Origin of the sequence: Nonomuraea endophytica (assembly GCF_014203235.1) — a bacterium.
GTDB classification, from domain to species: Bacteria; Actinomycetota; Actinomycetes; order Streptosporangiales; family Streptosporangiaceae; genus Nonomuraea; species Nonomuraea endophytica.
This window is the reverse complement of sequence record NZ_JACHIN010000026.1, coordinates 19654-37431: the sequence shown is the minus strand read 5'-3', so window position 1 is coordinate 37431 and position 17778 is coordinate 19654. Positions and strand designations below refer to the sequence as shown.

At 69.2% G+C, this 17778-nt stretch carries 19 protein-coding genes and 1 pseudogene; 9 read left to right on the top strand and 11 right to left on the bottom strand.

Features of this window, described 5'->3' with window-relative positions:
- Nucleotides 1-13: 13 nt before the first annotated feature.
- The 7 genes from HNR40_RS50795 to HNR40_RS50765 all read right to left on the bottom strand — a co-directional run bounded on the left by HNR40_RS50795 (nucleotide 14) and on the right by HNR40_RS50765 (nucleotide 4891).
- Nucleotides 14-295: a hypothetical protein gene (locus HNR40_RS50795; RefSeq protein WP_184975351.1), complete on the bottom strand. Its 282-nt coding sequence runs from the start codon at nucleotides 293-295 to the stop codon at nucleotides 14-16.
- Nucleotides 296-451: 156 nt separating this feature from the next.
- Nucleotides 452-1696 (bottom strand): RNA polymerase sigma factor, encoded by a 1245-nt coding sequence (locus HNR40_RS50790; RefSeq protein ID WP_184975348.1) that lies wholly within the window; start codon nucleotides 1694-1696, stop codon nucleotides 452-454.
- Nucleotides 1693-2031 (bottom strand): YciI family protein, encoded by a 339-nt coding sequence (locus HNR40_RS50785; protein ID WP_184975345.1) that lies wholly within the window; start codon nucleotides 2029-2031, stop codon nucleotides 1693-1695. Before HNR40_RS50785 ends, HNR40_RS50790 begins: the two co-directional genes overlap by 4 nt.
- A gap of 30 nt (nucleotides 2032-2061) precedes the next feature.
- A complete protein-coding gene (locus HNR40_RS50780; RefSeq protein ID WP_184975340.1) occupies nucleotides 2062-2460 on the bottom strand; it encodes a VOC family protein in 399 nt (132 codons plus the stop codon).
- A gap of 115 nt (nucleotides 2461-2575) precedes the next feature.
- Nucleotides 2576-2728, bottom strand: coding sequence for a hypothetical protein (locus HNR40_RS50775; RefSeq protein ID WP_246510832.1), 153 nt, complete (start codon nucleotides 2726-2728; stop codon nucleotides 2576-2578).
- Nucleotides 2729-3061: 333 nt separating this feature from the next.
- Nucleotides 3062-3676, bottom strand: coding sequence for an HAD family hydrolase (locus HNR40_RS50770; RefSeq protein WP_184975337.1), 615 nt, complete (start codon nucleotides 3674-3676; stop codon nucleotides 3062-3064).
- 30 nt (nucleotides 3677-3706) lie between these two features.
- A complete protein-coding gene (locus HNR40_RS50765) occupies nucleotides 3707-4891 on the bottom strand; it encodes an MFS transporter (protein ID WP_184975334.1) in 1185 nt (394 codons plus the stop codon).
- A gap of 78 nt (nucleotides 4892-4969) precedes the next feature.
- Between HNR40_RS50765 and HNR40_RS50760 the strand changes: the two genes are divergently transcribed.
- Nucleotides 4970-5731 carry a DeoR/GlpR family DNA-binding transcription regulator gene (locus tag HNR40_RS50760; RefSeq protein WP_184975331.1) on the top strand — a complete coding sequence of 254 codons (762 nt, stop codon included), beginning with the start codon at nucleotides 4970-4972 and terminating at the stop codon, nucleotides 5729-5731.
- Nucleotides 5732-6037: 306 nt separating this feature from the next.
- Nucleotides 6038-6775 (top strand): hypothetical protein, encoded by a 738-nt coding sequence (locus HNR40_RS50755; protein WP_184975328.1) that lies wholly within the window; start codon nucleotides 6038-6040, stop codon nucleotides 6773-6775.
- 668 nt (nucleotides 6776-7443) lie between these two features.
- Here HNR40_RS50755 and HNR40_RS50750 read toward each other — a convergent pair.
- Nucleotides 7444-8940, bottom strand: a complete 1497-nt coding sequence (locus tag HNR40_RS50750; RefSeq protein WP_246510831.1) for a serine hydrolase domain-containing protein — start codon at nucleotides 8938-8940, stop codon at nucleotides 7444-7446.
- A gap of 230 nt (nucleotides 8941-9170) precedes the next feature.
- On the opposite strand from HNR40_RS50750, the gene HNR40_RS50745 reads away from it, so the two are divergent.
- The 4 genes from HNR40_RS50745 (at nucleotide 9171) to HNR40_RS50730 (ending at nucleotide 13443) form a co-directional block, all read left to right on the top strand.
- A complete protein-coding gene (locus tag HNR40_RS50745; RefSeq protein ID WP_221341835.1) occupies nucleotides 9171-10481 on the top strand; it encodes an alpha/beta hydrolase in 1311 nt (436 codons plus the stop codon).
- 240 nt (nucleotides 10482-10721) lie between these two features.
- Complete coding sequence (locus HNR40_RS50740; RefSeq protein ID WP_184975325.1) at nucleotides 10722-11342, top strand: TetR/AcrR family transcriptional regulator; 621 nt, start codon at nucleotides 10722-10724, stop codon at nucleotides 11340-11342.
- A gap of 29 nt (nucleotides 11343-11371) precedes the next feature.
- Entirely contained in the window at nucleotides 11372-12562 is a 1191-nt protein-coding gene (locus HNR40_RS50735; protein WP_184975322.1) for a cytochrome P450 family protein, read from the top strand.
- A 149-nt stretch (nucleotides 12563-12711) separates the two neighbouring features.
- Nucleotides 12712-13443: a dioxygenase family protein gene (locus HNR40_RS50730; RefSeq protein WP_184975319.1), complete on the top strand. Its 732-nt coding sequence runs from the start codon at nucleotides 12712-12714 to the stop codon at nucleotides 13441-13443.
- A gap of 774 nt (nucleotides 13444-14217) precedes the next feature.
- On the opposite strand, the gene HNR40_RS50725 is transcribed toward HNR40_RS50730, so the two are convergent.
- Entirely contained in the window at nucleotides 14218-14580 is a 363-nt protein-coding gene (locus HNR40_RS50725) for a hypothetical protein (RefSeq protein ID WP_184975316.1), read from the bottom strand.
- Nucleotides 14581-15004: 424 nt separating this feature from the next.
- On the opposite strand from HNR40_RS50725, the gene HNR40_RS56945 reads away from it, so the two are divergent.
- The 3 genes and pseudogenes from HNR40_RS56945 to HNR40_RS57735 all read left to right on the top strand — a co-directional run.
- Nucleotides 15005-15127 carry a hypothetical protein gene (locus HNR40_RS56945; RefSeq protein ID WP_281395884.1) on the top strand — a complete coding sequence of 41 codons (123 nt, stop codon included), beginning with the start codon at nucleotides 15005-15007 and terminating at the stop codon, nucleotides 15125-15127.
- 355 nt (nucleotides 15128-15482) lie between these two features.
- Nucleotides 15483-16142 (top strand): alpha/beta hydrolase, encoded by a 660-nt coding sequence (locus HNR40_RS50720; protein ID WP_184975313.1) that lies wholly within the window; start codon nucleotides 15483-15485, stop codon nucleotides 16140-16142.
- Nucleotides 16143-16196: 54 nt separating this feature from the next.
- A pseudogene (locus tag HNR40_RS57735) lies at nucleotides 16197-17038 on the top strand (IS630 family transposase); the annotation flags it as partial.
- On the opposite strand, the gene HNR40_RS50710 reads toward HNR40_RS57735, so the two are convergent.
- Nucleotides 17038-17415: a nuclear transport factor 2 family protein gene (locus HNR40_RS50710; protein WP_184975490.1), complete on the bottom strand. Its 378-nt coding sequence runs from the start codon at nucleotides 17413-17415 to the stop codon at nucleotides 17038-17040. The pseudogene HNR40_RS57735 and the gene HNR40_RS50710 sit on opposite strands and share 1 nt — an antisense overlap.
- An 81-nt stretch (nucleotides 17416-17496) precedes the next feature.
- Nucleotides 17497-17631: a hypothetical protein gene (locus tag HNR40_RS56940; RefSeq protein ID WP_281395883.1), complete on the bottom strand. Its 135-nt coding sequence runs from the start codon at nucleotides 17629-17631 to the stop codon at nucleotides 17497-17499.
- Between the last annotated feature and the right edge of the window lie 147 nt (nucleotides 17632-17778).

The window sequence follows — 17778 nt, the reverse complement described above, 5'->3', positions numbered from 1 at the left end:
CGCGGCCTTGCCCTCAGATGAGGGGTGCCTCGGTGCTCCGGCAGGCCAGGCAGAAGCGATAGAGCTCCACGCGGGTAAGCGTGCCGGCGGGGTTGTAGCGCTTCTTGCAGTACGCGCGCCAGCGGCCCGTTGCCTCAAGCCTGGCACCCGCCGTCTGGCATTTGCCGCAGGCGTTGGGGTTGGAGTAGGAGGAGTCGTAGTAGTAACCGCCGCTGTACGGGCCGTCTCCGCAGGGCACTGCCAGTGCGGCGGTTGCGCTCGAGCTCGTCAGCAGTACAACGGTCGCGCTCAGCATGGTTATCCCGCCGAGTACGGCGGCCGCCCTTTTCAGGGGTAATCCCGTGGATCTCATCGCAGCCCTTCAGATAGTCCGGTGCCGTCGTTTACGGACCTCAAGGCATCGTTACATGGACGGCATTCAGTTCGGCTTCACCGTCATCCGAGATCGGGGTCAGGTCCAGGTGAGGCGCTCTGCCAGCAACGCCTGCTGGGCCGGGTTGGTGGTCAGCTCCAGTGCCCGTTCGTCACAGGCCCGCGCCTGTTCGACCTGGCCCAGCTCGCGCAGCAGCTCGGCGCGGGTGGCGTGCCAGAGCGCGTAGGTGGCCAGGTCGTGTTCCAGCGCGTCGACCTCGGCCAGCGCCACCGCGGGATCGTGCACGTGGCGTACGGCGACAGCCCGGTGCAGCCGGGTGACCGGCGAGGGTGCGAAGTGCGCGAGCATGTCGTAGAGCACCAGGATCTGCGCCCAGTCGGTGGCGGCGAAGGTCGGCGCCTCCGCGTGGCAGGCCGCGATCGCCGCCTGCAGTTGGTACGGCCCAGGCCGCCGATGGGCCCGCGCCGCCCGGGTCAGCAGCGCGCCGGCCTGTTCGATCGCCTGGTGGTCCCAGCGGGAGCGGTCCTGGTCGGCCAGTAGCACCAGCCGGCCGCGGTCGTCGAAACGGGCCGGCCCGCGGGCCCGGTGCAGCCGGATCAGTGCCAGCAGCCCGGTCACCTCCGGCTCGCCGGGCACCAGGTTGACCAGCAGGGCGGCCAGCCATTCGGCGTCGTCGACCAGGTCGCGCGCCTGTGCTCGCTCGCCGGTGCTGGACAGGTAGCCCTCGTTGAACAGCAGATAGACGACCGACAGCACCGAGGCCAGCCGCTGCGGCAGTTCCCCGGCCGAGGGCACACGGTAGGGGATGCCGGCCTGGCTGATCTTCTTCTTCGCCCGGGTGATGCGCTGGGCCACCGTCGCCTCCGGCACGACGAACGCGGCGGCGATCTGCGCCACCGACAGCCCGCACACCACCCGCAGGGTGAGGGCGATCCGGGCTTCCGGGGCCAGGGCCGGATGGCAGCAGGTGAAGATCAGCCGGAGCCGGTCGTCGGTCTCCTGCGGCTCCGGCCAGCGCAGTTGAGCGAGCTTGGCCCGGTAGTTCGACTCGCGCCGCAGCACATCGAGGCCCCGCCGCCGCGCGACCGTGTACAGCCAGGCCTGCGGCCGGTCGGGAACCCCCTCGACCGGCCAGCGGCGCAGCGCCGTCTCCACCGCGTCCTGCACCAGGTCCTCGGCGGCCGAGAAGTCGCCCAGCAGCGAGATCAGGCTCGCCGCCAGCCGTCCCGCGTGCTCACGCAGCACCCGCGCGAGCACGCGCCCGCTGTCGCCGTCCGGGGATTCCCCGGTACGCGCAGCGGGCGGGTCGGCAGGACTGGTCATGAGACGGGGCGAATCTCCACGATCGGGCACGCCGGCCACGAGCGGGCCAGCTTCAGCACCTCGTCCAGATCGGCGACCTCGACCTCGGCGAACCCGCTCACCACCTCTTTGCCCTCCATGTACGGCCCGTCGGTGACGATCGGCTCGGCACCGTCGAGGCGCATGGTGGTGGCGGTGTGAACCGGCGCCAGATGCACGTGGTGCGTGATCACTTCGGCGTGGTCGGCGAACCACCGGCCCACCGCCTCATAGGCCTGGCGCTGCTCCAGCTCTCCCATCTCCTCCAGCTGCCGGGCGAACTGCTCGGTCTCGATGAACATCAGCACGTACTTCATTCTCTGTCTCCTCCCGTTCGTCGATGCTGCTCAGCCGGCCGGCAACGTGGCGTACAGGTCAATGCCGCACCCGTCAGGGTCGGCGACCGTGGCGTAGCGCATGCCCCAGAAGGCGTCGAACGGCTCGGCGATCCCGCGATGCCCGGCCTCGACGAGCTCGGCGTATTTGGCATCCACCTCCGCCGGACTCTCGAACTGGAAGCACAGCAGGGTACGCGGCCCGCCTTCCGGCTTGCTCCAGCCGGGCAGGAACGGGGTGCGAAACCCCTCGGTGTCGAGCATCACGTGCAGCCCGTTCGGCAGGTCGCAGCCGGCGTGCTCCGCCGAGTACTCGTCGATCTTGAACTCAAGCCCGAGCCGGGCGTAGAAGGCGATCGAGGCCCGCAGATCGGACACCACGATGTCGATGATGTTGAGTGTCGGATTCATGATCGTGTTTCCTGTCGTTCTGGATGGTCATGCCCAGATACGGCGGCTACCGGACCTGGACCTTCACCAGCACGACGATCGGCGCAACCCTCAATACGACACGAGACCGTGATCGTCAGGGGCGGACGTCGGTCACCTCCACGCCGAGCAGGTCGGCGACCGCCCGCAGGTCGGCCAGGCGGTGACCGGTGCCCAGCGCCCAGTGGTGCGAGATGCCGGTGGCCGACCACGCGTCCGTCCACTCGCCCGGGTCGCAGCCGAAGTCCACCCGCGACGTCGTGGTGCCGATCCGTCTCGGAGGGCGAGGTCGTGCGGGGGCCACTGCTGAGACGAGGCCAGCCCCACCCACTTCGTCTTCCCCGGCCAGCGCAGCACCGGCCTGTTCGGACCGGTCGTCCTGCGCCACGGAACTCAGAGCCGGCGCTGACGCAGCGGGCCGTGCCGTGATCGTGGTGGCCACGTCCGCCGAGGACGGCACGGTAGGGTGGCCGGAGTTCGACGCCGACGGCCGCGAGGTGTTCCAACCGCACGCCGAGCGCGCCCTCCACGAGCCCGTCCTGCCCATGGTCCGCAATTCGGACCCAGGCGGGCAGCACTGGGATCAGATGTCGGTGCGGGACGGCAGCCACGTGTCGACCGCTGCCGTCAGCTCGCCGAGTCCGGTGAAGAGGTGTCCGTGCATGCCGAGCGCCTGAGCCGCGCGGACGTTCTCCACGCGGTCGTCGACGAACAGGACATCGGCGGGCAAGGCCCGCAGGGCGGCGAGGCAGTGGTGGAAGGCCGCCGGGTCCGGCTTCGCCGCCTTGATCTTTCCGGAGAAGGCGATGTGGTCCAGGTCCCGCAGCCAGGGCTGTGTGGCGAGGAAGGCGTCCGCGTGGTCCGAGGGGATGTTGGACAGCAGGGCGACTCTCGCGTGCTCGCGCAGGGACCGCGCGTAGGCGACCATGTGCGCGTCCACGCGGGACCAGCTGTCGATGTCGGCGAGTCGCAGTTCCTCGATCGTGTCGGCATCGGACGGGCGGGACAACCGTCGCAGCACCGCCGTCCAGTACTCGGTGGCGGTGTGTTGCGCGCTGTCGTAGGGCGGGCGGCAGGTCCAGTAGGCCTCGGTGAAGGCGTCGACGGGTGTGTGGCACCGGGCGGCCATCCGCGCCATGGTGCCGGGGCGTTGGGGCAGGGCGATGACCCCGAAGAGGTCGAACAGGACGATGGACATGGTGGCGAATCCTTCTGTCTGGGCAGGTGGTCAGCGGCTGCTGCGTACCGGCTCGCGAGGGTGGTCCGCATCGCGGACGCGCAGGACGCCGGCTGCGGCGGCGGTGGTCACGCACAGCAGGCTCAGCAGCAGGAAGGTGTGGTTCAGTGCGGTGAGGTGGGTCAGCCAGCCGATGACGGCGGGGCCAGCGAGCATGCCGAGGTAGCCCAGCCCGGCCACGCGGGAGACGTTGGCCCCGGCGGCAGCGGGGTCCGCGTGCCCGGCCGCGCTGAACAGCTGGGGGACGCAGCCCGACAGGCCCAGTCCGAACAGCGCCCATCCGGCGAACGCGCCTCCGGTCCACGGGGTGAGGGCCACGATCGTGATGCCGACGGCGGCGGTGGCCGAGCCGTACCGCAGGGCGGCCATCGACCCGAACCGGGCGGAGACGCGGTCGGCGAGCAGACGGCCGACGGTCATCGCCGCCGCGAACGTGCCATATCCGAAGGCGGCGACGCTCGCCGGCACCCCGAGGACGTCCTTGAGGTGCAGGGCACTCCAGTCGTTGGCGGCCCCCTCGCACAGCATGACCATCAACGCCAGGCCGGCGAGGATCCAGATCTGCCGGGGCTTGCCGCGCCGCTTGGCGGCCGGCGCGGTGTCCTCTCCAGCCGCGCGGGTGCCGGGCAGCAGGCCGCGCGCCGCGATCAGAGCGACCACGATGCCCAAGGCTCCCACAGCGCCCAGCGTCACCGCCGTGCTCAGGCCGGTGCCCGCGGCCCCCGCGGCGACCAGCGCGGCAAGCACACCGCCGACGGAAAAGGTGGCGTGGAAGGCCGACATGACAGGCCTCTGATAGGCCTTCTCCACGTGTACGGCATGCGCGTTCATGCTCACATCCAGGCACCCGTTGCAGAAGCCGAAGACCAGCAGGGCGCCGGCCAGCATCCAGGGGCTGTCGGACAGTCCCGGCAGCACCAGGGCGGCGCCGCACAGCACACCCGAGGCGGGGACCACCACACGCGTCCCGAGGCGGTCGGTCAGCCGGCCGGTCACCTGCATCCCGAGGACGGCGCCCAGGCCCAGCAGTACCAGCAGGCCGCCCAGCGTGGCGTGGCTGATGCCCACCCGCTCCTCGATGGCGGGGATGTGCACCACCCACGTGCCCATCAAGGCGCCGCAGAGGACGAAGTAGACGAAGGTCGCCACACGGGCGGCTCGCAGCGAACGTGCCATAGCAACCACAATACGTGTTGAAAAAACGCTATAACGAACAGTTTGCATGTTCGTTTCACCATGGTGTTCAATCGCCGTATGAGCAACGCAGACCGTCACGGGCTGATCGCGCAGGCCGTCCGGGACTCAGGCAGCCTCACGGTCCAGGAACTCTCCGAGCTGACCGGCGCCTCGGAGATGACCATCCGGCGCGACCTGGAAGCGCTGGCCGCACAAGGCGCCCTCGAACGTGTCCGCGGCGGCGCCCGTACCCTGCTGCTCAGGGGCGCGGAGCCGCCCTTCGCGCTACGCGCCCACGAGGCCGTGGACGCCAAGCGCAGGATCGCCGCCGAGGTGTCCGCGCTCATCGCCGACGGCGAAAGCGTCCTCCTGGACAGCGGCACCACCTGCCTGGAGGTCGCCCGCCTGCTGCGCGGGCGGCCGCTCAGCGTGATGCCCCTCTCGCTCCAGGCCATCCACCTGCTCAGCCAGACACCCGGACCAACCACGCTGATGGTGCCCGGCGGACGCCCCCGCGCCGCCGAAGGAGCCCTGTCCGGCCCTCTCACCCTGGCCTCCCTGGCAGCCCTGCGCTTCGACACCGCGATCATCGGCTGCTGCGGCCTGAGCGCAGCCCAGGGCCTGACCGCCTACGACCTCGACGACGCGGCGGTGAAGAAGGCGGGCATCGCCTCCAGCCGCCGCACCATCGTCGCCGCGGACGGCACCAAGCTCACCCGCACCGCGTACGCCTACGTCGGCCCCACCTCACTCCTCCACGCCCTCGTCACCGACACCACTGCGCCCACAGACGAGGTGACGGCGCTCGAAGCCGCCGGAACCATCGTCAAAACCGCCTGACCTCTGCACGGCGTGCTCTAGCAAACAAATGATTTCGCCGGTATTGCCCTCAGAGCTTTCCGAGGCGTGGCAGCTCACCTTGATAATGGGCCGCCTCTGGGAAGTGCACGCACGGCTGGCGCGGATCAGCTCGGCTCGACCTCGGCCGAGGCGCCGTCCCATCCGGTGTAGATGCGCTGGCGTGGCGATCTCGCGGATGTCCCGGCGCCGCGTGGGCATCGCGGCCGGATTTATCTCCCTGTCACAAGTTGTCTATCCCTCGTCGTTACGGTCTGCCGGTCAGTGTCCGATCGAGGGAGATGATTCATGACGATCACCAGAAAGCTCGCAGGCGCCGGAGCAGCCGTCGTGGTAGCGGGCTCGATGCTCGTGGCGGCGCCGGCGGCTTCGGCCGCCGGCGACTACGACAAGTACCCGTGCCAGGAGGGCCTCGCTCGTTCGCCGTTCCTGCCGGTCAACCCCGCCGCCAACCAGTGGAACCCCAACGGCAAGCACGGCAAGGGCGGGGGCGGCTCCAACGGCATGATGAGCGCCGGAGAGGCGATCGGCGGCCTCATCTCCATGATCGTCGATGAGACGAGAATGGACAGCCGGCGCGAGAAGTTCACCGAGGAAGCCCTCGCCGCCGCGGACAAGGCCTCCAGCGGCCGGTGGAACATCGCCGTCCTCTACCAGGGCCTCTCCTACGACGGCAAAACCATCGCGCCCAGCCTGGGCAACGGCAGTTCCTACTTCAAGAAGCACGACTGGGGCGGCAGTCTCGTCCAGAACGAACCGGCGGCCAAGCTGATGCTGTGCCACTGGGGGCTCGGCACCACCAACCCCGAGACCCGCAAGAAGGTCGCTCCTGCCCATGTTTACTCCGTCTACGTCTTCGACACCGCCGAGACGCTCGTGAACCCCGGCGACGGCGGCTTCATCAACTGGCGTTTCAAGGGCTGGTTCAACCGTGATGGCAACACCGTCCGCTTCGACAAGGCCCCCGGCTACCCCGAGAAGCAGAACCTTGACCCCCTCGACGCCCGCCCCGGCAGCCAGAAGTAGGTGAGGCCGAGGGCGTCGACGTAGGGGACGGGCAAGGTACGGCTCACCGCCGACCGGCCTGAAGCCTGCCCGACCCTGACGGGACACGAGAGATGGACGAGGGTGGGCCGGCGCTGTGCCCGGCCCACCGCTCGGATCGGGCGATCCGGTTCCAGGTCATTCCTGCAGTGCGCTCCGGGAACGGCTTTGTGCCTGTCGGCGTGAGGCGTCGTCCATGTGTGGTTCGCGTGCGAGCCGAGGGGGCGAGACGGACCAGGCGGGGAACTTCAACAGTTTGCTACTCCGCCATTCTGAGGTGGCGGCGGTCTCGGCCGGAACTTCTACGGTTGCGGCGAGCCGCCACTCAGCTCTGAACCATGGACGTAGTGTGCCGGCTTCGGGGTATGGACAGGTACTTTTGCACGCGATCTGCACGTCCCGCCCGTAGGGTTCTGCACGCAGCTGTGCGAGCAGATTCGGGTACTGGCGAAGTTACCCCGCGCTCGGCGCCCGAGTTCCGATGCTGACCATGAAGCGGAAGGCAGCCTGGCAACTGTTGGCCGAGCGTCTGGAAGAAGTCAGGCAGGATGCGAAACTGAGCTGCGAAGTCCAGCCAACGGACGGCTACGCGCCACCTGCGCAGCCCGGCTCCGCAAAGATCTATCAAGCGCCGCAATTGAGCAAGGTGTTCAGTTCGCCGGCTGAGCCGTGCCGCAGAACACCTCGTTGACGAGTCGCTTCTGGGCGTTCTGGAACGCTGCCGCGACGGACATGTCGGCGTCGTCCACCCAGTTGAGTACGGCGGTCAGGGTCTTGCCGCCGTCGGGCGTGGTGTACATCAGTGCCGCGGAGCCGACCGTGCCGCCGTTGTGGGTGATGACCGTGCCGCCGCAGTCCGTTCTCTGGACGAACACTCCCAGCCCGTAGTCCATGTTCGGGAGGCCCGTGGAGTGCGGGGTGCACATCTCGGCCAGTAGTGGGGCAGGCAGGAGCTTGCCGCTTACCAGCGCGGAGATGAACGTGGCCAGATCCTGGCTGGTCGAGATCATGTCACCGCCGGTGGAGACCCAGGAGGGGTTGTGGCGGGTGATGTCGATCGTCGTGTCCTCGTAGCGGTAGTAGACGTGGGCGTGCGGCTCGGGGATCTCCGGTGAGGCGTCCGGCACCACCGTTCCCGTCAGTCCTAGCGGGTCCAGGATTCGCCGCTGCATCTCCTCGGCCAGCGACCGGCCGGTGACCTTCTCGATCAGCAGCCGGGCCAGCACGTAGTTGGTGTTGGAATAGCTCCAGCCCGTCCCCGGCTCGAACCGGGCCGGCTTGGACAGCGACAGCCGTACCAGATCCTCGGGCTTGTAGGTGTGGAACCGCTTGTCCACCCACTCCCTGCCCGTGGTGCTGTAGGGAACGGGAATCCCGTGCACGATCGTCCCGTCGTCGTAGACCTCGCCGGTGAAGTTGAACAGCCCGCTGGTGTGCTGCAGCAGCATCCGCACCGTGATCCGCCGGTCCAGCCCGAGCTCGGGCAGGTAGTCCGCCGCCGGGGTGTCCAGATGGATCTTGCCTTCGGCCACCAGTTGCAGCACCAGGGTCGCGGTGAAGGTCTTGGTGTTGCTGCCGATCCGGGCATGCCCGTGGACCGGCGGCTTGGCGGTCCCGCCCAGCTCGGCCGCCCCGGCGCTGCCTGCCCATTCGCCCTGCTCGTCGCGCACGCGCAGCGCCACCCCGAGGAAACCGGACTCGACGATCTCCTCGATCGCCTTCTGCAGTTCCGGGCGATCCGGTACGGCGGCGTCGAGGGCTTCGGTGATCTTGCGGACCATCTCGGCCGCGGCGGGGCTCGGCCGGTCCTGGGGCATCTGGGCGGACTCGGCAGCTACGAGGACGGTCTTGCGGAAGTTGTCGGCCTCGGCCGGGTCCTGCCGCTTCAGCAGGTTCATGGCCGTGGTCAGGGCCGGCAGCACGCGGTCGGCGATCTCGGCCACGGACCTCCCGGTCAGGTCCTTGGCCTCGGGGTGGTCGGCGAGCACGTGCCCGATCAGGCCGGTGGCCGAGCCCAGCGCGATGCTGCCGTTGGTGGCGATCTTGTGAGGCTGGCCGGCCGCACCGGCGGCGGTCATCAAAGTCACGGCGCCATACGCGGCAATTCGCAGGGTGCTTTTGTCCTGGTCGGAAAGGGTGATCGTCATGGTGGCGCGCCTTTCGAAGGAGTTATCTTGCGCCGAGCTTTCACCCTGACCCAAGGTCAACCTCAACCGTGATCTAGCTCACAACCGCACGTTCCGACCATGGAGCGTTTCCAGCAGGCCCGGCGTGCTCCCTGACGAGCCTGTGCCGCGGGGGTTGACTGTGCCGTAACGGCATAGCTTTGCATGGGGATCGTCCACCTACGACGCCACAACCCCAGGTTGGAGCCGGAATGACCGCGATATCGCCGCAAGAGTTGGTCGACATCGAGACGTTCTTCAGTGATCCGGAGTTCTCCGGTGCGTCGATCTCGCCGGACGGAACGAGGATCGCCTACCTGGCGCCGGAGCACGGCCGCACGAATGTGTGGGTACGCGGGATCCACGAGGAGCACGCGGATGCCGTTTGCGTCACGCACGACGCTCGGCGCGGCATCAAGACGTACTACTGGACCGACGACCCGCGCTGGCTGCTGTATCTCCAGGACAACGACGGCAACGAGGACTGGCACCTTTACCGTGTCGACCTCGACGCGCCGGACGAGCCGGCGGTCGACCTGACGCCGATGCCGCCGGGATCGCGGGTGTTCGGCGCCGAGCCGATGAGGTTGGTCCCGGGCAGCGTGCTCGTCTGGATGAACCGCAGGCCGGCGTCCGTCGACGTGTTCCGGATCGAGGTCGCCACCGGCGAGACGACGGTGCACCTGGAGCAGCCCCAGCCGAACGCCACCGTGGTGGTCGATCGCGACGGCGGAGCGCCGTTCCACTCGGTGCTCACCGACGACGGCAGCTACGAGATTTACGCGGTCGGCCCCGGGCCCGGCGAGAAGCGCCTTCTTCGCCGGCTGGGCGGCCCGGAGTACCCGCTGGGGTTGCCCCTTCAGATCGCGACGCCCGACGGCAAGGGCCTGCTGGTCGGCGCGTACCAGGACTCGGACGACCTGCGGATCGTCCGCATCGACTGGGAGAGCGGCGAGGAGAGCGTGGTGGCGGCGGTGCAGGGGCGCAGCCTGTGCACCATGGGTCTGATGGACTCCCGCCTGCCTCCGACCGTGTTCATCAGCCGGCGCACCGGGGAGATCATCGCGGCCCGCTTCGTCGGTGATCGGCCGGGAATCGAGGTGCTGGATCCGCACTTCGCCGAGGTGTACGCGGCGCTGTCCACCCTGTCCGACGGCGTTTTGCACACGGTGTCCTCGGACGAGACCGAGCGGCGATGGGTGGCGACGTTCGTCCACGACCGCGAGCCGGGACTCACCTGGTTCTACGACCATGGCACGGGCGAGAGCCGGCTGCTGTCCGGCCCGGACCTGGACCCGGCCGACCTGGCGCCCATGATCGCGGTCGGCTTCCCGGCTCGGGACGGGTTGCCCCTGCACGCGTTCCTGACGCTGCCGGTCGGGGTGGAGCCAAAAGGGCTGCCGCTGGTGTTGCTGGTGCACGGGCCGCCGCGACCCCGGCCAGCAGCATCCAGAGTTTCACTACAGATTCCCATCTGGGGATCGCCCATGGACTTGAGGAAGGGGAAGTTCGTCATGTCGTAGTGAAACACGACCCATTCCCCCCCGGTGGAGCTCCACTTGTCGTTGATCCTGGCCACGCTCAGATCGAGGGCCCCGGCTGCAGGACCTCGGTGAAGGCGAAACCGCCTCGGCGTCGGTGCTGTGCCGAAGTTGGCTCGCAGCACGGCGCAGTGGCCCCAAGGGCATCACGGTTTCCCAAGGTTGACGCCCCACCCGCGTCAGCTGTTGTCAGAGGCTGAACGTTTGTTTAGTATGCTGTTCATGCGTTCAGACTCCGATCTCACGGCGCGCGCCCGGATCCGGGACGCCGCACTCGACCTGTTCGGGCGCGAAGGCGTCAACCGAGTCAGCGTGCGTGCCATCGCCGCCCAGGCCGGAGTCTCGCCCGCGCTCGTCCTGCACCACTTCGGATCCAAGGACGGGCTTCGCAAGGCCTGCGATGCGTATCTGGTCGAGATGCTGCGCGGCGACGGCACCAGCCCCGACCTGGACGACACCAGCCGGATCGGCTCGATGATCGAGGACGCCACGCCGATCCGGCGCTACCTCGCCCGTGCCTTCCTCGACGAGTCGCCCGACGCCGCGGCGCTCTTCGACTCGATGGTCGCCGGCTCCGAGCGCTGGCTGGAGCAGGGCGTCGCCGAAGGCTGGGTCAGGCCCGCCGCCGACCCGCACGCCCGCGCGGCCATCTATGTCGGCTGGCTGCTGACGCCCGTCGTGCTGCACGCCCATCTGGCGCGCGCACTCGGCGAGGACGATCTCGCCGAGACCGGCGCCACCCTGCGCTTCTCCGGCACGGCGCTCGAAATGCTCACCCAGGGCGTGTTCGCCGACGAGCGGGTGCGGAGCGCGTACGAGAAGGTCCGAAACGAACGGTCCTGAGACAGCGTCATGATCCTGAAGGGACTCGTATGAGCACCGACCTGACCGGCCTGTTCACCACTTCCGACCGGGACGCGTTCTTCGCCGGCCTCGCCAAGGCGGGGCCCGTCGTCCAGGGGCGCTACGTCGACGGCACGCCCATCTGGCTCGTCACCGGCTACGAGGATTGCCTGGCGGTGCTGACCGACTCCCGGTTCAGCAGCGACCTGGCCCGGCAGGGCAAGCTCGACGTGGCCGCCGCGGCCGGACTGCCCGAAGACGTCCTGCCCTACCTGATGCGGACGCTCGGCGCCTACGACCCGCCGGATCACACCCGGCTGCGCGGGCTGGTCTCCCGGGAGTTCACCGCGCGGCGCGTCCACGCGTTGCGGCCGCGCATCCAGGAGATTACCGACGAGCTCGTCGACGCCCTCGCCGGCCGGGAGGAGGCCGACCTGATCGAGGCGCTGGCCTACCCGTTGCCGATCAGGGTCATCTGCGAGCTGCTCGGTGTTCCGCAGGCCGACCAGGACACCTGGCGTGCGTGGTCGGCCGCGCTCCAGGCCGCCGACCTCGACGGGATCGCCGCCGGTGCGCGCGGCCTGGTCGCGTACATGGGCGGGCTGATCGAGGCCAAGCGCGCCGAGCCCGGCGACGACCTGCTGTCGGCGCTGGTCCACGCCAGGGACCGGCTCTCCGACGAGGAGCTCACCTCGGTGGCGATCAGCATTCTGATGGCCGGGCACGAGACCACCGTCAGCCTGATCAGCTCCGGTGCCCTCATCCTGCTCACCGACCCCGCCAGGGCCGATCTTCTGCGCGGTGACGCCGGGGCGATGGCGGTGGCCGTTGAGGAGATGTTGCGCGTCAGCGGTCCCGCGGAGATCTCGCCGATGCGCTTCACCCTCGAGGACGTCGAGATCGGCGGCGTCGCCATCCCCGAGGGCGAGGTGGTGCAGATCGTCAACGCCGCCGCCAACCGCGATCCGCGCCGGTTCGCCGATCCGGACCAGCTGATGCTCGACCGGTCCGACAACGCGCATCTGGGGTTCGGGCACGGCATCCACTACTGTCTCGGCGCCGCTCTGGCCAGGGCCGAGGCCGAGATCGCCCTGCACACTCTTCTGGTACGCCTGCCGAAGCTGCGGCTGGCCGTACCGGCGGAAGAGATCATTTGGAGGCCGGGGCTCGTGCGCGCGCTCACCGCGCTGCCGGTGCGGATCGCGCCGGGCTCGCCGTAACGGTAGATGCAGAGCGCCACCTACCGCTCGGCGTAGCCCTCACCGGTGTCCGGCCGATGAGTGGGGCGCGCTTCCGCGACGCGCTGACGATACGCGACGACGCCGTTTCGTAAATCTGGCTCTCAGGTGTGCAGCGCACGGTGGAGAGCATGGAACCAAGTCGCAGAACAGTCCTGACCGCGATGGCGGCGGCAGGGCTGACCGGCGCGTGCGCCGCCGAGGACACCCCGCGAGCACCCGCCGCGGCCCCGGGCGCGGCGGCTGCGGTCTGCGTGACCACGCCCGAGGCCATCGAGGGGCCGTACTACCTGTCCAGGCAGTTCGTCCGCCGCGACATCAGGGAGGGCAAGCCGGGCCTCGTCCTGGACATGGCCCTCACCGTGGTCGACATGAGGCAAGGCTGCGCCCCTGTGCCCGGAACGCCCGTCGAGATCTGGCACTGCGACGCCTACGGCTACTACTCCGGCTTCGTGGAGAAGTCACCCGGCGAACCGGTGCCGCCCGAGGACGGCGTGGGCGACGACCGCACGTTCCTGCGTGGCGTCCAGGTGACGGGCGGTGACGGCGTCGCCCGCTTCACCACGATCCTGCCCGGCTGGTACGGCGACCGCGTCACCCACATCCACGTCAAGATCCACAAGGGCGGCCAGGTCGGCCTGGTCTACGAGGGCGGCAGCACGGTGCAGACCACGCAGATCCTGTTCCCCGACCACGTCATAGAGGCGGCCAAGGGGCGCGAGCCCTACAGCCGCCACGGCCTCGCACCCGTGAAGCTCGCCGACGACATGGTCTACGGCCGCACCGACGACCCGGACACGCTGGTCCCGGCCATGACCGCAACCGCCGACGGCTACACGCTGACCATGACCCTGGGCGTCTGACCGGGCCGACGAGGCTCGGTCGCGGGGTGGCGGGGGTCTCGCGAGCCCGGCGATCGGGTACGGCGCCAGCCTTGTCGGCGGCCACCACCCTGGCCGGCCGGGCTCGATCCGCCGCCACCGCAGCGGTGTCCTCGACGCCCGCTCCCTCGGCCGCATCGCCGATGTCGCGCTGGACGCGGCCCGGCGTCGCCGTACCGGTCGAGAGCCTCGCGCCGGAACACCTCTTCCGGCTCCGTCGCAGACGCGTTTGTGCCGGTCGGGGCCGGGGTGTCGGGGCAGCCGCCGCGGGCCTGGTCCTCGAGCCGAGCACCGTCGTCGGAGGAGCTTCCCCAGGTCGACAGGGGTGCTGCTCACGGCCGGAAGTGTCCATTGCCTGCCTCCACAACTGGGCGCTGGAGTCGACGCCCGGTCTGGATCACGCCGGAGTTGTCCCGCACCCCGGCCACGTCCGCTTCGTCATCCGCGCAACCACATGTCCATGGTGACCCGCCAGCCCACCGGCTCTCGGTGTGCGGCGCATTGCGACCAATCCGCTACGTGCGCTCCCGGCCCATCAAGGTGGAACGCCAACGGCTGTGCGCCCTGGCGAGGGCGCCTGCCGGGGACGGGACAGAACAGCGCCCTGCCGGGTGAAGGAAATGATCTTGAGTGCTCCCGCCACGCACAACGCCTGGCGGGTGCCGACCCCCCTGGTCACCGTGGCCAGGGGGACGGGGTGAGCGAGGTGGGCTTCTGTCTCGGCCCGGCGCGGGCCAAGACAGAAGCCGAGGAGGATCAGTCGGCGCAGATGGCGTAGACGCTGATGCCGACGTCGTTAAAGCCGTCCTGGCGGCCGATGCCGATCCAGCCGCGTCCGTCGGTGGTGGGGAAGGAGCCGACGAGGATCGCCCGGTTGCCTTGAGCTTCGGCGCCGCCGCCGAGGACGCGCTTGGTGCCGGGGCAGAGCAGCGTGCGGCGCTGGAAGTTGGGGACGTTGGCGTTGGGCAGCGTGACGAGCTGATAGCCCGGCGGCAGTGCCGTCTGGCGGGCCGAGGCCGGCTTGGCCGCGGTGCTGGCGGTGGCGGTCGTGGCCGCGCACACGCACGCTCCGGCCGCCAGGAGGGCGATCGGAAGGGCGATGAGCTTCTTGGACAGCATGGCTTCTCCTTCGTGGTGTCCTTGGCGGACGCACTTTGGGCAGCACGAAGCACACCGGTGACGGTGAGGCTGCGAGAAGTGGCCGCCGGGGGGGAGGACCTGTCGCCCAGAGTGTTCACATCATTACGCCACGCTGTCTATAGGTGTTCTGTCTGACGGCCCGAGCAGTTGCAGGATGGATGTCCGCGACGTATGCGACCACGCCGCCGGACCCTCCCAGCCCGGTTCGGGCCTTCCTTGCCCGGCCGCCCGGCAGCGGCGGCATCGTGAGCAGGAACCGCGAGCCAGTTCTTTTCGCAGGTCAGAGCAAGATGATGTGATCAGGCACGTTAGGCATGTAGAGCGACCGCATGAGCCGGGGCGCGTCACGGCTCGGAACGTCTGTGGCTGTGTGCCGACGGCCATCGGCTCGGCTGCGGGATGCATGCTGGACACCGCGTTCGTCCTGGCGGAATCCGGTCCCGGCCAGACGGTGGTCGTTCCTGCCTCCGGGGAGTCGGCGCTGCGGCTGGTGGTGACCGCAGGGCACAGGGCGCCCGATGGCTGAGAGCCCCACGCTCACAGGCGCGAGAAGCCGTCCTCCTCACCTCGTTCGAGCAGCGGCTCCGCCACTTGCGAGAACCGCGGCCCAGCGCGGCTTTGAGGGCGCATCGCTTCCGCCGGCGCCCCGACCCCCGGGCAGAATCGGCCTCCAGCGCCTCCTCGACGGCATAGAGGTCCTCATCACCCAACACACGCAAAGCAGGTCGAATGCTCCTTTTCTCGTACGGCGCGGCTCCTCGCGCTCCGGCGATGCCCGTAGCCTGACGGTGTGCGGATCTGAACGGTGCTCTCGGCGACAGGTGCGACGAGCGCCTGTGGGTCCGGTGGTGGTCGCCGAGATCTGAGGACCGGGATTCGACATGCATGACCAGGCAGCAGCCGGCGAGTTCGTCACCGAGACGTTCGATCACGACGGTGGCCGGCAGGTCACGGTGTACGTCCCGCCGGATCCGCCCGAGGCGGTCGTGTTCGCCGGGGACGGTCAGTTGATCTCGCAGTGGGGCGGAGTCCTTGAGGCGGCCGGCGCGCCGTCCACGATAATCGTCGGTGTACACCGCGCGACCGATGAGACGCTTCGGCTCCACGAGTACTCACCGGGCTTCGACCAGCAACGGTTCGCGGCGCACGAGCAGTTCTTCGTCGCGGACGTCCGGCGGTGGGTGCGGTCGCGGTTCGGCGTCGCGCTCCCGGCCGAACGCAACGCGGTGTTCGGTGTCTCGGCGGGTGGAGAGCTGGCGCTCGCGATGGGGCTTCGGCATCCGGACGTCTATGGTGTGGTCTTCTGCGCCTCGCCGGGCGCGGGGTTCCGGCCGCCTGGCGTGATGCCGGGTTCGATTCCGCGTACGTACCTCGTCGCCGGCACGCAGGAGCCGTTCTTCCTCGAGAACGCGACCCGGTGGGCGGTCGCGCTGCGCGATACGGGTGCGGAGGTCGTCATGACGGAGCGGGCCGGGTCGCACGGCGGTGCCTTCTGGCGTGAGGAGTTCCCGCTGATGGTGTCATGGGCGTTCGGGGCATGAGGCAGCGTCGGCTAGTGCTGTGACCGCGTAGGTTCGCCGGGTTGGTGGTCGTGACGGTTGGCGATGATGCTGCTCGCTTCGGCGGGCGGAAACCGGGTGCGGGTGATCACCCAGCTGGTCCAGGCCGATGAGGACACCGTGCGCGAGGTGATCCACCGCTTCAACGGGATCGGTCTGGCCTGCCCGGGCCCTCGGCGGGCGGGAGTCCGTCCCCGCCTGCTCACCCCTGACGACGAGGACTTCGTCATCCGGACGGCCACCACCCGCTGGTGGATCCGCAAACTCGCCGTCTACCTGCGGGAAGTGCACGGACGTGTCATCCGCATCGGCCGTGAAGCCTTACGGTGCCTGCTCCGGCGCCGCGGCATCACCTTTCCAGCGCACCAAGACATGGAAGGAATCACCCGACCCTTCATCGCGACGTCAAGATCGACCGGATTGAGCAGGTTCTGGACCGCTTCCCGGACCGGGTCTTCGCCTTCGACGAGTTCGGGCCGTTGGGGATCCGGCCCACCGCAGGCTCCTGCTGGGCGAAGCAGGGCAAGCCCAACCGGCTGCCGGCGACCTACCGCCGCACCCACGGCGGCACCTACTTCCACGGCTGCTACTCCGTGGGCGACGACCGCCTGTGGGGCGTCAACCGCCGCAAGGGCATCGCCAACACCCTGGCCGGGCTGGAGTCGATCCGTGCCGCCCGACCCGACGGCACCCCGATCTACCTCATCCTGGACAGCTTCTCCGCCCACACCGGCACCGACATCCGCCGCCGGGCGAAGAAAAACAAGGTCGAGCTGTGCTTCACCCCGACCTACGCATCTTGGGCCAACCCGATCGAGGCCCACTTCGGCCTGCTGCGGCAGTTCACCCTGGCCAACTCCCACCACCGCAGAACGACTCAGAAGGCGGACGGCTCGATCTCCCCCGCAAAGACGATGACCTGGTCGATGAGGCTCCGCCGCAGATGGACGACGTCCGTTCCCGCCAGGCGGGGGCCTCCATCCGGCGTAGTGAAGACCCACTGGTACCGGGCCCACTCGTCAGGCATGTCCACCGCCGAGCAGCGCACCATCGTGCCGGTCCCCGCCGGGTGGCGCCGAATGTCCAGCACGAACCGCTCGACCGCCGCGATTCCTTCGCTGCGACCCAACGGCCCCCAGAAGACCACGTCTGAGGTCAGGGCGTGGGAGAGCAGGGCAGTCACATGGCTGTCGTCCGAGGCGTTGAACGCGGAGATGAACGTGTCGATCGCGGAGCGTGCCGTCTCTTCCTGCATGCCCCAGTAATACCAGCCGTTGCGCGTGCGCTCCTCCCGCGAGCCGCCTTCCGATCACGGTGGACCATCCCGGTCACAGCACTAGACCTCATGGTTCCCCGTGGTGCGGGTTTCGCCGGTCGGGGGTGAGGGGCTGATGGCGTACTCGGTCAAGTGCTTGCAGGCGGTGAAGCCGAGGCGGCGGTAGACGGGTTCGCCGTCGGCGGAGGCCTGCACGACCGCGGTCTCGTAGCCCGCGTTTAGGCGGTGTGCGGGGTGATGGCGCCGCCATGGTCGCGGCGGCGGGCGGCGGTGGCGATGTTGTAGATCCCGGCGGCGCCCGCGGACAGGAAAGCCTCAGCCGAGCAGACGGGACGGTTGTCG

Coding starts and splice junctions, on each gene's coding strand:
- HNR40_RS50780 (WP_184975340.1), bottom strand. CDS start 2,460: ATGAATCCGACACTCAACATCATCGACATCGTGGTGTCCGATCTGCGG.
- HNR40_RS50755 (WP_184975328.1), top strand. CDS start 6,038: ATGACGATCACCAGAAAGCTCGCAGGCGCCGGAGCAGCCGTCGTGGTA.
- HNR40_RS50745 (WP_221341835.1), top strand. CDS start 9,171: ATGACCGCGATATCGCCGCAAGAGTTGGTCGACATCGAGACGTTCTTC.
- HNR40_RS50750 (WP_246510831.1), bottom strand. CDS start 8,940: ATGACGATCACCCTTTCCGACCAGGACAAAAGCACCCTGCGAATTGCC.
- HNR40_RS50790 (WP_184975348.1), bottom strand. CDS start 1,696: ATGACCAGTCCTGCCGACCCGCCCGCTGCGCGTACCGGGGAATCCCCG.
- HNR40_RS50770 (WP_184975337.1), bottom strand. CDS start 3,676: ATGTCCATCGTCCTGTTCGACCTCTTCGGGGTCATCGCCCTGCCCCAA.
- HNR40_RS50730 (WP_184975319.1), top strand. CDS start 12,712: ATGGAACCAAGTCGCAGAACAGTCCTGACCGCGATGGCGGCGGCAGGG.
- HNR40_RS50760 (WP_184975331.1), top strand. CDS start 4,970: ATGAGCAACGCAGACCGTCACGGGCTGATCGCGCAGGCCGTCCGGGAC.
- HNR40_RS50710 (WP_184975490.1), bottom strand. CDS start 17,415: ATGCAGGAAGAGACGGCACGCTCCGCGATCGACACGTTCATCTCCGCG.
- HNR40_RS50725 (WP_184975316.1), bottom strand. CDS start 14,580: ATGCTGTCCAAGAAGCTCATCGCCCTTCCGATCGCCCTCCTGGCGGCC.
- HNR40_RS50735 (WP_184975322.1), top strand. CDS start 11,372: ATGAGCACCGACCTGACCGGCCTGTTCACCACTTCCGACCGGGACGCG.
- HNR40_RS50720 (WP_184975313.1), top strand. CDS start 15,483: ATGCATGACCAGGCAGCAGCCGGCGAGTTCGTCACCGAGACGTTCGAT.
- HNR40_RS50785 (WP_184975345.1), bottom strand. CDS start 2,031: ATGAAGTACGTGCTGATGTTCATCGAGACCGAGCAGTTCGCCCGGCAG.
- HNR40_RS50765 (WP_184975334.1), bottom strand. CDS start 4,891: ATGGCACGTTCGCTGCGAGCCGCCCGTGTGGCGACCTTCGTCTACTTC.
- HNR40_RS56945 (WP_281395884.1), top strand. CDS start 15,005: ATGCTGGACACCGCGTTCGTCCTGGCGGAATCCGGTCCCGGCCAGACG.
- HNR40_RS50740 (WP_184975325.1), top strand. CDS start 10,722: ATGCGTTCAGACTCCGATCTCACGGCGCGCGCCCGGATCCGGGACGCC.
- HNR40_RS50795 (WP_184975351.1), bottom strand. CDS start 295: ATGCTGAGCGCGACCGTTGTACTGCTGACGAGCTCGAGCGCAACCGCC.